This is a genomic window from Kitasatospora sp. NBC_01287 (genome assembly GCF_026340565.1).
GTDB lineage: Bacteria > Actinomycetota > Actinomycetes > Streptomycetales > Streptomycetaceae > Kitasatospora.
On record NZ_JAPEPB010000001.1, the window covers coordinates 8,400,911 to 8,414,567 of the forward strand.

The 13,657-nt window shown below is 73.6% G+C and carries 8 protein-coding genes and 1 pseudogene; 5 read left to right on the forward strand and 4 right to left on the reverse strand.

The features are described 5' to 3' along the window. Positions 1–2: 2 nt before the first annotated feature. Together OG455_RS35945 and OG455_RS35950 are read right to left on the reverse strand one after the other, a co-directional pair. A complete protein-coding gene (locus tag OG455_RS35945) occupies positions 3–932 on the reverse strand; it encodes a pseudouridine-5'-phosphate glycosidase (RefSeq protein ID WP_266300467.1) in 930 nt (309 codons plus the stop codon). Between the two features lie 334 nt (positions 933–1,266). Then, a complete protein-coding gene (locus OG455_RS35950) occupies positions 1,267–2,304 on the reverse strand; it encodes a LacI family DNA-binding transcriptional regulator (protein WP_266300468.1) in 1,038 nt (345 codons plus the stop codon). Positions 2,305–2,542: 238 nt separating this feature from the next. Here OG455_RS35950 and OG455_RS35955 point away from each other — a divergent pair, with 238 nt between their 5' ends. From OG455_RS35955 to OG455_RS35975, 5 genes are all read left to right on the forward strand, one after another. Further along, the gene (locus OG455_RS35955) at positions 2,543–3,310 is read left to right on the forward strand and encodes an ATP-binding cassette domain-containing protein (protein WP_266300469.1); all 768 of its coding nucleotides are present in this window, start codon (positions 2,543–2,545) and stop codon (positions 3,308–3,310) included. Next, positions 3,307–4,368 carry an ABC transporter permease gene (locus OG455_RS35960; protein ID WP_266300470.1) on the forward strand — a complete coding sequence of 354 codons (1,062 nt, stop codon included), beginning with the start codon at positions 3,307–3,309 and terminating at the stop codon, positions 4,366–4,368. Before OG455_RS35955 ends, OG455_RS35960 begins: the two co-directional genes overlap by 4 nt. Further along, entirely contained in the window at positions 4,365–5,420 is a 1,056-nt protein-coding gene (locus OG455_RS35965) for an ABC transporter substrate-binding protein (RefSeq protein ID WP_266300471.1), read from the forward strand. The genes OG455_RS35960 and OG455_RS35965 overlap by 4 nt, the downstream gene beginning before the upstream one ends. A 76-nt stretch (positions 5,421–5,496) precedes the next feature. Beyond that, positions 5,497–9,180 (forward strand): GH92 family glycosyl hydrolase, encoded by a 3,684-nt coding sequence (locus tag OG455_RS35970; protein ID WP_266300472.1) that lies wholly within the window; start codon positions 5,497–5,499, stop codon positions 9,178–9,180. A 62-nt stretch (positions 9,181–9,242) separates the two neighbouring features. Then, positions 9,243–9,473: a hypothetical protein gene (locus OG455_RS35975; protein ID WP_266300473.1), complete on the forward strand. Its 231-nt coding sequence runs from the start codon at positions 9,243–9,245 to the stop codon at positions 9,471–9,473. A 24-nt stretch (positions 9,474–9,497) separates the two neighbouring features. Here OG455_RS35975 and OG455_RS35980 read toward each other — a convergent pair whose 3' ends face one another. Both OG455_RS35980 and OG455_RS35985 read right to left on the reverse strand, forming a co-directional pair. Then, on the reverse strand, positions 9,498–11,282 hold the full coding sequence (locus tag OG455_RS35980) for a SpoIIE family protein phosphatase (protein ID WP_266300474.1): 1,785 nt from the start codon (positions 11,280–11,282) through the stop codon (positions 9,498–9,500). Between the two features lie 131 nt (positions 11,283–11,413). Continuing rightward, a pseudogene (locus tag OG455_RS35985) lies at positions 11,414–13,594 on the reverse strand (TIM-barrel domain-containing protein); the annotation flags it as partial. Positions 13,595–13,657: the final 63 nt, after the last annotated feature.

A 13,657-nucleotide genomic window follows, 5' to 3' on the forward strand; every position in this document is an offset into this window, starting at 1 on the left:
CGTCACCGGTGCGGGCCCGCCCAGTCGGCGGCGATCTCGGCGGCGAGCCTGACGTTGCCGCGCACCGCCGCGAGGTTGGCCTCCAGCGAGGCGCCCGCGGTGTGCTCGGCGAGGTGGGCGAGCAGGAAGGGGGTCGCCGCCTGCCCGGTGGCCCCGGCCCGCTCGGCCGCCGCCAGACCCTCGGCGAGCACCCGGTCGTGCAGCAGTGGGTCCAACTGCTCTTCGGCCGATACCGGGTTGGCCACCACGAGCGCGGATTCCAGCCCGCCGAGCTGATCCTGACGGAGCATCAACTGGGCCACCTCCCAGGCCTGCTGGACGGTCCAATCGACCGGCCGGCCCGAGGTGCGCAGGTAGAAGCCGGGGAACTCGGCGGTGCGGTACCCCAGCACGGTGATCCCCAGGGTCTCCAGCCGCTCCAGGGTGGCCGGCACGTCCAGGATCGACTTCACTCCGGCGCAGACCACGGTGATCCGGGTCCGGGAGAGCAGGTTGAGGTCGGCCGACTCGTCCATGGTCTCGGTCCAGCCCCGGTGCACGCCGCCCAGGCCGCCGGTGGCGAAGACCCGGATCCCGGCCCGGGCGGCCAGGAAGGCCGTGCCGGAGACGGTGGTCGCCCCGCTCGCGCCGCTCGCCAGCGCCGGGGCGAGATCGCGGAAGCCGAACTTGCGCAGCGCCCGGTCCTCGGCGACCCGCAGCAGCTCCGGCTCGGCCAGGCCGATCCGGGCGATGCCGTCCAGTACCGCGATGGTGGCCGGCACGGCGCCGCCGGCCCTGACCAGCTCCTCCAACTCCCTTGCCACCGCCAGGTTGCGAGGTCGTGGCAGGCCGTGGGCGATGATCGTGGACTCCAGGGCGACCACGGGGCGGCGGTCGGCGAGGGCGTCGCGCACCTCGTCGGAGAGGAGCAGGGCGGGGGCGGGATCGGTCATCCCCTATACCTGGCGTGGCGTGGTGGGCTTCAAACCTGTGCGGCGCGTGGGCAAGTGGCGGCCCCCGGTGGTGCGGCTCGATCCATGGGTGCCGGTCGTCGCCGGCCACTCCGGTCTCGAACGGGACCATCGGGGGTCTGGCCAGAGCCTGGATCAGGGTCACGCGGCCGGCCGGCGGGACGTCTCCGCAGGCGGTGTGGCTCTCTCCGGTATTCCGGTGTAATGCCCAGTTTCCTCCGTATTTCCCCGTGGTCAAGGGTTTTCGCCCAGTATTTCGAGCGATTCGTCCAGCACTTCGGGCACTTCGTCCGCGATGACGGGCGGCCCGCCCGGGCTACCGGGCGGGGAGTTCGCCGGAGCCGCGTGGGATCAGCCTGGCGGGCAGCTCGATCCGCTGGGCCGGGCCGCGCTCGCCGGCCAGGCGGGCGAAGAGCAGTTCGGCGGCGGTGCGGCCGAGTCCGGCCGGGTCCTGGGCGATCACGGTCACCGGCGGGGCGAGCAGATCGGCCAGTTCGAAGTCGTCGAAGCCGACCAGGGCCGGGCGGTGGGGGAGCGAGGCCAGTTCGCGCAGCACGGTGACGGTGATCCGGTTGTTGCCGCAGAGCAGCGCGGTGACCGGCCGGCGCCCGGCCAGCATCCGCTCCAGGGCCGGTCGCAGCCGGGCCGGCTCCGGCGCGCCCATCGCCACCCAGTCGGCCCGGCCGCGCAGGCCGGCCCCGGCCAGCGCGGCGCGGTAGCCGCGCAGCCGCTCGGCCGCGGTGTGCAGCTCCGGGCAGTCGCCGAGGAAGCCGATCCGGCGGTGCCCCTGGCGCAGCAGGTGCTCGGTGCCCTCGCGGGCGCCGCGCGCGTTGTCGCTGAGCACGGTGTCGGCCACCAGGCCGGTGGCCGGGCGGTCCACGCAGACGATCGGGGTGCCGGCGCTCTGCTCGGGCAGCAGGTAGCCCTGGTCGGTCCCGGTCGGGACCAGGATCAGGCCGTCCACCCGGCGGGCGCAGAAGGTCAGCGCCAGCTCGCGTTCGCGCGGTGGCTGCTGGGCCGAGGAGCCGGCGAAGAGCAGCGAGCCGCGGTGCCGGGCCGCCTCCTCCACGGCCCGGCAGAGCGCCGCGTAGAACGGGTCGGCGAGGTCCTCGATGATCAGGCCGACGCTGCCGGTGCGCAGGCCCTGGCGCAGCAGCCGGGCCCCGTCGTGGCGCCGGTAGCCGAGGGTCTCGATGGCCTGGCGGACCCGGGCCGCCGTCCCGGCCGTGACACCGGACTCCTCGTTGACCACCCGGGAGACGGTCTTGATCCCGACGCCCGCCGCGGCCGCCACGTCCTTCATGGTGGACCGCCCCGCGGGTGCGGGCTCGGGCCGCGTCTGGGCCTCGGGCATCCGCTGGCACCTTCCGCACGCGCTGGACCGATGATGACTCGCCGGCGACGTTGCCGATGGCGCGCCGGCAACGTTGCCAGCGCAGTATAGGCAGCTGCCCGACGCCCTGTCAGGAGCAGGCAACTGACCTTTGATCAGTGGCAATTGACGATCGGCCAGTTCAGCCCGCGGCATTGACAGTGCACCGTCATGCGTGAGTTCATGCAGACGGTGACAACGTTGTCAGGGCGGAGGAGAGATGCCCGAACCGCTGCTCGACGCACGCGGCCTGTGGAAGACGTACGGCCAGGTGGAGGCGCTGCGCGGCGCGAACTTCACCGTCCACCCGGGCGAGGTGGTGGCCCTGATCGGTGACAACGGCGCGGGCAAGTCCACCCTGGTGAAGACCCTGGTCGGGGCGGTGGCCCCGGACCGCGGCGAGATCCGGATGGACGGCCGGCCGGTCCTCTTCGGCACCCCGCGGCAGGCCCAGCGGCTGGGCATCGAGACCGTCTACCAGGACCTGGCGCTGGCCGCCGAGTTGGACGCCGCGGCGAACCTGTTCCTCGGACGCGAGTTGCTGCGCGCGGGGCCGCTCGGCGCCCTCGGGGTGCTGGACAAGCGCGCCATGCGGGCCCGCTCGGCGGCCGCGTTCGCCGAACTCGGCGTCGAGCTGGGGGACATCGACGCCCCGGTGGCCACCCTCTCGGGCGGCCAGCGGCAGAGCGTGGCGATCGCCCGCTCGGTGGCCTGGGCCTCCCGGGTGGTCTTCATGGACGAACCGACCGCCGCGCTCGGCGTGGTGCAGCGCGCCCGGGTGCTCGACGTGATCCGCAAGGTCCGCGACCGGGGCGTGGCCACGGTGCTGATCAGCCACAACATGCCCGATGTGCTCGCGGTGGCCGACCGGGTCGAAGTCCTGCGGCTCGGGCGGCGGGTGGCGCGCTTCACGGCGGCGGGGACCTCGCTGGACGAACTGGTGGCCGCGATGACCGGCGCCCTGGTGAACGAGGGGGAGCAGCCGTGAGCGACACCGCCCCGCCCGGGCCGGCGCCCGCACCGGCGAAGCGCCCGTCCTGGCCGCTCCGGCCGCTCCGGCAGTTCCGGCCGCTCTGGCAGCGCGCCCGCGCCCAGAACACGCTCTGGACCTTCCTGGTGCTGCTGGTGCTGGTGGCGGCCTTCTCGGCGCTGCGCCCGGACGCCTTCGCCACCGGCTTCGAGTTCCGCAGCATCGCCGTGGAGTCCTCGATCCTGGTGGTGCTCGCGGTCGGCCAGACCTTCGTCATCGTCACCTCGGGGATCGACCTGTCGGTCGGCTCGGTGCTGATCTTCTCCGGCGTGGTCGCGGTCAGGACGATGAACGCGCTGGACCCGAGCCCCGACGCCGGCACCGGCGCGGTGCTGATCGGCGTGCTGGCCGGCCTGCTGGCGGGGCTCGGCTGGGGGATCTTCAACGGGGTCTGGGTGGCCAAGGCCAAGGTCCCGCCGCTGATCGTCACGCTGGGCACGCTGGGCATCGCGCTCGGCCTCGGGCAGGTGCTCACCCATGGCATCGATGTCGGCAACGTGCCTTCCTCGCTGGCGAATTCGGTCGGAAGCGGCAGTGTGCTCGGCATCCCCTGGCTGATCGTGGTGGCGGTGCTGGTGGTCGCGCTGGCCGCGCCGGCGCTGCACGCCACCAGGTTCGGCCGCTACACACTGGCGGTCGGCTCCAACGAGGAGGCGGCCGCCCGGGTCGGCATCCGGGTCGACCGGCACCTGATCAAGGTCTACGCCCTCTCCGGCCTGCTCTCCGGCCTGGCGGGCGTGCTCAACCTCGCGCACTACAGCAGCACCACGCTGACCAGCGGGGCCCAGGACAACCTGAACGCCATCGCCGCGGTGGTGCTCGGCGGGACCAGCCTCTTCGGCGGCGTCGGCACGGTGATCGGCACCGTGATCGGCGTCTTCATCCCGGCGGTGCTGCAGAGCGGCTTCACCATCCTTCAGGTGCAGTCCTTCTGGCAGACCGTGGCGGTGGGGGCGGTGCTGATCCTGGCCGTCTACTTCGACCAGCTGCGCCGCCGCAGACGCGGCAACCGATGACCGGCAACCCCAGCAAGGAGGAACTCACGGTGCACGGCAAGGCTTTGGCAGTGGGTGCGGTGGCGCTGCTCGCGCTGGCGGCCGGGTGCTCAAGCTCGGGAGGCTCGGGCTCGGGCTCGGGCTCGGGCACGGGCACGGGCTCCGGCTCGGGCTCCGGCGGATCGGGCGGCAAGAGCATCACCTTCGTGGCCGGCAAGACCGGCGACCCGTTCTACATCACCATGAAGTGCGGCGCGCAGGCCGAGGCGGCCAAGCTGGGCGAGAAGTTCACCGCCACCGGCTCGGCCGACTGGAGCGTGCCCGAGCAGGTCGGCTCGGTCTCCGCGGTGACCGCGACCCGTCCCGGCGGCGTGCTGATCTCGCCGGTGGACCCGAACTCGCTGCAGGGGCCGATCCGCACCCTGCAGAGCGGCGGGACCAAGGTGGCGATCGTCGACACCACGCTGACCGACTCCTCGATCGGTGTCACCCGGATCTCCTCCGACAACCTCCAGGGTGGCCGGCAGGCGGCCGACAGCATGGCGCAGCTGACCGGCGGCAGCGGCGAGGTGGTGCTGCTCACCCCGGACCTGACCACGACCACCACCAATGCCAGGATCCAGGGCTTCAAGCAGCAACTCGCCTCGAAGTACCCGGGGTTGCGGATCGACGACACCCGCCAGGTGGGCGATACCGCGCAAGGCGCGGCCGCCGCCGTAGGTGACGAACTCGCCGCCCACCTGCACCTGGTGGGCATCTTCGCCGCCAACTCGCAGACCGGTGAAGGGGTGGGCACCGGGCTCAAGAACGCGGGCAGGCAGGGCGCGGTGAAGGTGGTCTCCTTCGACGCCGGCCCGCAGCAGGTCAGCGAGCTGAAGAGCGGCGCGGTGGACGCGTTGATCTCGCAGGACCCGTACGGGATCGGGCAGCAGGCGGTGGACCAGTTGGTGAACGCGTTGACCGGCAAGCCGGTGACCGGGAGCATCCAGACCGATCTGGCCGGCATCACCCGGGACAACGTGGGCGACCCGAGCATGTCTCGCTTCCTGTACCGGACGGACTGCGACTCCTGACGTCCGCCCCCCTGGACCGGCATGAACCGCACCTGATCTGACCCGACTTGCCCCCGACCGGACGCGAGGTGCCCGCGTGCTCCGCCTGTCAGCCGCCACCGCCCGGCGCCCCCGAGCACTGCTGCTCGCCGGTGCCCTGCTGGCCGCCCTCACCCTCGCCCCGGCCGCCCGGGCGGGCGCCGAGGCGCCGGCGGACCGGGTCACCGACCCGGCCGCCCTGGTCGACACCTTCGCGGGCACCGGCAACGGCGGCGGCGTGGTCGGCCAGGTGGACACCTTTCCGGGGGCCGACGCGCCGTTCGGTATGCTGCAGTGGAGTCCTGACACACCGTCACGTCCGCCGGGCGGCGGCTACGACGACGCGGACCAGGCGATCACCGGCTACAGTCTGACCCACCTCTCCGGTCCTGGCTGCTCGATCGCGGGCGACATCCCGTTCCTGCCGCTCACCGGCGCGCTGCCCGCCGATCCCGGAGCGGCCGGCGCGCCCTTCGACCACGCGAGCGAGCAGGCCGGTCCCGGTTCGTACGCGGTCACCGCCGGCGGCGTGCGAACCCGACTGGCCGTCAGTACCCGTGCCGGGGTGGGAAGTTTCAGCTACCCGGCGACCGACCGGGCCCTGCTGCTGGTCAAGGTCGCCGACAGTGCCAACGGCAGCTCGGCGGCGGCGTTCCAGACCGTCGGCGACCGGGAGATCACCGGCACCGTGACCAGCGGCCACTTCTGCGGTCAACCGGACAGCTACACCGTGCACTTCGCCGCCCGCTTCGACCGCCCGTTCAGCTCGGTGGGCACCTGGGGCGGCCAGGACGCCGCGAGCGCGGTGCCGCGTCCGGGTAGCGGCAGCGTGAGCGTCAGCGGTCCGGACGCGCAGCCGCCCGCCAGCGCGCAGCCGCCCCTCAGCGCGCAGCCGGGCGGCACCGCGCAGGCGGCGCAGGGCGGCCCGGCCGCGCGGCAGCGCACCGCGCCGGACGGTGCCGTGGTGGCGGGCGGCTGGCTGACCTTCGACACCCGCACCGACCCCGTGGTCGGCATGCAGGTGGCCCTCTCCTACGTCAGCGTGCGGGGCGCCGAGGCCAACCTCGCCGCCGAGGCCAGGAGCTGGGACGTCGACGCGGTGGCCCGGCAGACCCACGACGCCTGGAACCGGGCGCTCGGGGCGGTCGCGATCGGCGGTGGCACCCGGCAGCAGCAGGCCACCTTCTACACCGCGCTCTACCACTCGCTGCTGCACCCCAACACCTTCAGCGACGCGGACGGCAGCTACCTCGGCTTCGACAACGCGGTGCACCACGTGCCCAAGGGCCATGCGCAGTACGCCGACTACTCGGGCTGGGACATCTACCGCTCGCAGATCCCGCTGCTCGCCCTGATCGCCCCCGACAGGATGGGCGACATGGCCACCTCGCTGCTGGACGACGCCGACCAGATGGGCGGTTGGCTGCCCAAGTGGCCGGTGGCCAACGGCGAGAGCGGGGTGATGAACGGCGACCCGGCCGATCCGATCCTGGCCGACGCCTACGCCTTCGGGGCCCGCGACTTCGACGCGGGCAAGGCGCTGGCGGCCATGGTGAACGGCGCGGAGGCCACCGGCGGCCCGCCCGGCCAGGGCTGGTACGTGGAGCGCCCGAACGCCGCCGCCTACCTCAGCCGCGGCTACGTGCCCAACCTGGGCTCCGACTCGATCAGCCCGGTGCCCAACGGCGCCTCGGAGACGCTGGAGTACGCGCTGGACGACTTCGCGGTCTCCCGGCTGGCCGGCGCGCTCGGGCAGCGGGACACCGCGGCGCGCTTCGCCGGCCGCTCGCAGAACTGGGCCCAGCTCTTCGACACCGCCACCGGCTACCTGCGCCCCCGGGACGCCCAGGGGGCCTTCCCCAGCGGCCCGCCCGTGCAGACCACCGGCGGCTTCGGCCAGAGCGGCTTCCAGGAGGGCAACGCGGCGCAGTACACCTGGATGGTCCCGCAGAACCTGGCCGCGCTGATGGCGGGGATGGGCGGTCCGGCGGCCGCGGCCGGCCGACTGGACGCCTACTTCAGCCAGTTGAACGCCGGTCCAGACCTGCCCTACCACTGGCAGGGCAACGAGCCGGCCTTCGACACCCCCTGGGCCTACGACACCGCCGGGCAGCCCTGGAAGACGCAGGCCACGGTGCGGGCCGTCATGGACCAGCTCTACCGGCTCGGCCCGGGTGGCGAACCCGGCAACGACGACCTCGGCGCGATGAGCTCCTGGTACGTCTGGGCGGCGCTCGGGCTCTACCCGCAGACGCCGGGAGTGCCGATGCTGGTGCTGGGCAGCCCGCTCTTCCCGCACGCCGTGCTGCACACCGGGCACGGCGACCTGACCATCAACGCCCTTGGCGCTGGCGGCACTTACGTGCAGAGCCTGGCCGTCGACGGCCGGCCGAGCAGCCGCACCTGGATCGATCCGACCCGCGCCCACCGGCTCGACTTCACCCTCGGGACCAACCCGGACCCGGCCTGGGGCAGCGGCGCCGGCGACGCGCCGCCCTCCTTCGGCGCCGGTCCTGTGCACTTCCCGCCCACCACCCGGGCGGCCGTCAGCGCCGATCCGGCCCAGCTGCGGATCGCGCCCGGCGCCGGGAGCGGCTTCGGCATCACGGTCGACAACAGCGCGGGCGCGGTGCCGGCCACCGTCAGCTGGAGTCTGACCGACGTCCCGGCGGCGCTGACCGCGAGCCCCGCCGCCGGCACCGCCACCGTCGCCCCGGGCGCCACCGCACGCACCCCGGTGACGCTCACCGCGGCGGCGGACGCGGCCACCGGGTACTACCAGGTCGGGGTGGACGCGCACGAGGCCGACGGCGCGGTGATCGCGCACACCTCACTGCTGGTCACCGTGGCCCGCCCCGGCGAGACCATCCCCACCGCCTACGTCTCGAATTACAGCGACAACACCGTCACCCCGGTGGACACCCGCACCCGCACCGCGGGCCCGCCGATCCCGGTGGGCAGCGGCCCCGACGGCATGGTGGTCGCCGCCGGCCACCTCTTCGTGGCCGACAACAACAGCGACGACGTCACGGTGATCGACACCACCAGCAATGCCGTGACCGCCACCGTGAAGGTCGGCGGCGTCGCGGCGGGCCTGGCCGCCACCCCGGACGGGAAGACGGTCTGGGTGAGCGACTTCGGCGACGGCACCGTGCAGCCGATCGACACCGCGACCCTGGCGGCCGGCCCGCCGGTGCGGGTGGGCAGCCAGCCCGAGCGGGTGGCGGTGTCGCCCGACGGTGCCCACCTGTGGGTCGCGGACCAGGGGGACGGCACGGTCAGCGTGGTCGACCTGGCGAGCCGTGCGGTGACCGCCACGATCCCGGTCGGCACCGCGCCGTTCGGCGTCGCGCTGACCCCGGACGGCAGCCGGGCCTATGTGAGCGACAACGGCAGCGGCGCGGTGAGCGTGCTCGACGCACGTGGCTACCGGCTGCTGGGCACCGTGCCGGTCGGCGCCGCGCCCGAGGGCCTGGCGCTCACCCCGGACGGCGGCACGCTCTACGTCACCGACGCGGGCAGCGGCGGCGTCACCCCGATCGCGGTGGCGACCGGCACCCCGGGGCCGCTGCTGGCGACCGGTGCCGGGGCCTACGCGGTGGCGTTCGGACCGGACGGGAGCACGGCCTGGGTGGTGGACAGCAACGTCAACGACGTGCGCCCGGTGACGGTGGCCACCGGCCAGGTCGGGCCGCCGATCGCGACCGGCAACGTGCCGGACGGGATCGCGGTGACGGGGTGAGGACGGCGAGGTCGAAGGCGGCGGGCGCTGCGATCTCCCGGCAGGAGGCGCAGCCTGGTGGTATGGACACGAACGCGAGTCATGATCCGCTGGTCGAGGTCGCCGCGCTGAGCAGCGACAGCCGCTACCGCCTGGTCCGCTTCAAGGGGCACTCCTGGGAGCCGGTCGAGCAGGCGGAGTTCCGGGCCGAGGCGGCGCGCCTCTTCCCGCGGATCGACATGGACGACCCCGAGCAGGTCGAGTGGCAGGACCATCCCTGGGAGTGGCCCTCCTGGCGGCCGGGCGAGGCGTAGCGCCGTCCCCCACCGCCCGGGTGCTCAGACGGTCTCGCTCGGTGCGGAGAGGCGGGTGGCGAGGATGGCGACGTCGTCCTCGCCGTGGCCGGCGGACAGTCCGGTCAGCGCGGTGTCGATCAGGTGCTCCAGCGGGGCGGCCGGGTCGAAGCGCAGCGCGGCCAGTGCCGTGAGCGACTCCTCGATGTCGCGGGTGCGGCGCTCGATGAGGCCGTCGGTGTAGAGCAGCAGCGTCGAACCCGGGCCGAACGGCAGGGTGAGCTGGCTGTGGCCGCCCGCCCCCGCGCCCAGGGGCGGGCCGACCGGCAGCCGCAGCAGGCGGCCGCGCAGGTGCGGCCGGTCGAGCTGGAGCGGCGGCAGGTGGCCGGCGGTGGCGAAGGTGCACAGCTGCGAGGCGGGGTCGAGCAGCGCCAGCACGCAGGTCGCGACCCGCTCCTGTTCGAGCGCCTCGGTGATCCGCTCCGCCTCGCGCAGGATCCCGGCCGGCGAGCGCCGCTGCAGCGCCAGCGCCCGCACCAGCGAGCGGTACTCGCTCATGGTGGCGGCCGCGTCGAGACCGTGCCCCATCACATCGCCCACCACCAGCAGGGTCCGTCCGCCGGGCAGCGCCACCGTGTCGTACCAGTCGCCGCCCACCTCGGCGCTGGTGCCGGCCGGCAGGTAGCGCCCGGCGGACTCGACGTCGGGGTGCGGGGTCATCGGCTCGGCCAGCAGTGCCCGCTGCAGGGCCAGCGCGGATTCGTGCTCGTGCGAGTAGAGCTGCGCGTTGTTGATCCCCGAGCCGGCCCGGCCCGCCAGCTCGACCATCAGCGCCACCTCGTCCGGGCTGAAGGCGGGTGAGTCGCCGCCCCGGATCAGGATCACCGTGCCGATCACCAGGCCGCCCGCGGTGAGCGGCACGTAGACGCCCGAGTGCAGCCCGAGCCGCCGGTAGCGGCTGATCCGGGCGGCGTTGGGCGCGGTGGTGCGCAACTGGGCGTCGGTCGGGAAGTTGAGCACGACCGGCCGCTGCTCCAGCACGCACCGGGCGGCGGCCGAGCCCGGCTGCGGGTGGACCGCCGCGCCGGTGCCGCCGATCGAGGCGGCGAGGCCGACCAGCTCCGGCGTGCTGCTCAAGGCGAGCCGGCGCATCGCCGGCCCGCCGCCGTTCTCGGCCGCGGGCCGCTCCGGCTCCAGGATGTCGACCATGGCGGCGTCGGCCAGCCGGGGCACCAGCAACCGGGTCAGCTCCTTGGCGGCCTGTTGCACGTCGAGGGTGGTGCCGATCCGGGTGGCGGCCTCGTCCAGCAGCGCCAGGCGGACCCTGGCCCGGTCCAGCGCCTGGCGGATCCGGCGGTCCTCGGTGATCTCCAGCACCATCGCGACCAGGCCCAGCGCGGTGCCGTCCGCGGCTTCCAAGCGGTGGTAGGAGTTGTGCCACCAGCGCCGCTCGGTCGGCGGTCCGGAGGCGGTGGTCCCCTCGACGGTGTGCACCCGCGGCTTGCCGTCGGCCAGCACGGCGCGCAGCTCGGCCTCGGCGGCGCCGGCGTCGATCCCGGGGACCACCTCGGCGATGGTGCGCCCCGTGTGCCCGGCCGCGCTGACGCCGTTGACGGCGGCGAGGGTGGCGTTGACGTACTGGTAGCGCAGCTCCAGGTCGAGGACGGCGATGCCCACCGTGGCGCGGTCCAGGATCTGGCGGACCAGGTGGTAGTCGCTCAGCAGCGTCTCCAGCTCGGGCCGCTCGCCGAGCGCGGTGCCGAGGACGGCCAGCAGTTCGCGGGCCTGCGCGTCGTCGAGGAAGGAGAGTGGGGCGCCGGGATCGGCCATGGTCCCTCCTGCCGAACGAGGGGCACTCCTCGATCGATCATCCCATCGATCAGCGGTGGCCGCCGGGTGCCGCGAGTTCCGCGGGTCCCGGCGGCCACCGGCCGTTCCGCTCGTCAGTGGGCGAGCCCGCCCGAGCCCGCCAGCAGCAGCGAGAAGCCGCTCCCGGTGGACTCCCGCGGTGTGCTGATGTGCACCACACCGGCCGCCGCGTCGTACCACCAGCCGCCGGTGGCCGCCGCGGGCGCGGCCGCCGTGGTGACGGTGGGCGTGGTGATGGTGGGCGTGCTGACGGCGGGCAGCGGGCGGCCGCCCAGCAGCACCGCCGCCGGCGCGGCGCCCACGTGCACCGTGAAGTCGTACGCGCGGGCGGCGGGCTTGCCGGTGTAGTCGCCGACGCTCGGGCCGACCGTCACCTCGGTCACCCCGTGCCCCTGGCCCAGGGCCCGCACGTCGACCCGCTGGGTGGCGTCGGCACCCTGCTGGTAGGCCCGGGTGGTGCCGTCGTCCTCGTAGAGGGTGTAGTCCGACTGCCCCTGGGCGTAGATGTCGTAGGCCAGCCTGCTGGTGTCCCGGGTCTGCCAGGAGAGGGTGCCCTGCGGCCACATCGGCACCACCGCGCCCGCCTTGACGAAGAGCGGCAGGGTGGCGAGCGGCGCCTGGTAGCCGTTGATCGTGGTCGGGCCCTGGTAGGTCTTGCCGCTCCAGTAGTCGACCCAGGTGCCCTTGGGCAGGTAGATGCCGTCGCGGGTCTGCGAGCCGTCGTAGACCGGCGCGACCAGGAAGTCGTCACCGGAGAGGAACTCGTACTTGGCCGCGTCGCCCCAGGTGTTCGGGTCGTCCGGGTAGTCCAGGACCAGCGGGCGCACCGGGCCGACGCCGGTCGTGTGGGCCTGGGCGGCCAGCGTGTAGAAGTAGGGCAGCAGCCGCTCCTTGAGCTGCAGGTAGCTCGTGTTGACCGCGCTGTAGGGCTGGCCGGAGCGCCAGGGCTGCTTGTCGGTGGCGGCCCAGCCGTCCATGGTCATGATGGTCGGGATGAAGGTCTTCCACTCCAGGTCGCGGGTCTCCACCTGCGGATCGCTGCCGAAGATGCCGCCCACGTCGCCGGTGTCGTAGGCGATGCCGGACATGGTGGCGCCCGCGTAGGTGGGGATCTGCCACTTCAGGTAGTCGGTGGTGCCGGTCTGGTCGCCGCTCCACACCACTCCGCAGCGCTGCACGCCGGCCCAGGAGACCGGCAGCCAGACGAAGCCGCGCGCGTCGCTGTTCTGCTCGATGCCGTCCTTGGCCTGCTGGCAGCCGTCCAGCGCGAACTGGTAGCCGGGGCCGACCCAGCCGACGTCGAGCTTGCGGACCCGGACCCCGGCCTGCACCTCCTGGTCCTGGCCCGGCAGGCCGGTGGAGGTCCACAGGCCCAGCTGCATGTGGTGGTCGCGCAGGCCCTGGCCGGTCTGCTGGAGGTCCTCGTAGCCGCAGCCGTAGCCGTCGTTGACCAGCATCCAGCCCAGCGGGTCCTGGTTGGCGGTGTAGCCGTCGGCCACCGTGAGCGCGTCCAGGGTGTGCCGCTCACCGCGGTTGGCGTTGTGCAGGTAGCAGTCCGAGTCGCCCGGCTCCAGGCCGTAGACCGGGGGCATGAAGGGCTTGCCGACCAGGTCGGTGTACTGGCCGATGATCTTCTTCAGGTCGGGGCCGTAGAAGTAGTAGCCGTCGAAGCGGCGCTCCTGGGCCGAGGTGGCCACCGGGTCGCCGAAGTCGTAGAGCCCCGGCGCGAAGGTGTCGCGGAAGACCCCGTAGCCGGCGCTGGAGAGGTAGAAGGGCTGCGAGTTGTTGTAGCCGCCCTCGTTCCAGTCGAAGCTGTTGGCCACGTGCACGCTCTGGTCGCGGTGCGAGAAGCTGCCGTTCTGCTCGCCACCGCCGTAGAACTGCTCCTGCGGGCCGCGCGCGAGGGTCTGCTGCATCGCGTCCCCGGTCCAGGTCAGGCCGCGGGTCTCCTGCCAGACGACGGTGCGGTTGTCGGCCCTGTAGAGCGCGAAGCGCAGCGGGTTCTTGTAGGCGCGCAGCACCAGGTCCTTGGAGGCCACCGCCCAGTAGGCACCGGCGTCCCACTGGTGGGTACCGGCGACGGCCTTGGGCGGGTCCGGGACCATCTCCTGGCCCGGCGGGTCGGTGAAGGTGCCGTCGGGGGCCAGCTGGAGCCGGAAGACGTCGTCACCGGTGAAGTCGATCCGGGCCCTGGCGCTGCCGGCCTGGATCAGGTAGCCGTTGCCGTCGTGGGTCAGCGCGGTGGCGGCGCCGACCGTGGTGGGCTGCGGGATGCTCGCGGTCGCGGTGTAGCCGGAGCCGGTCACCGCGTACGGCACGACCAGCACGTGGTAGAG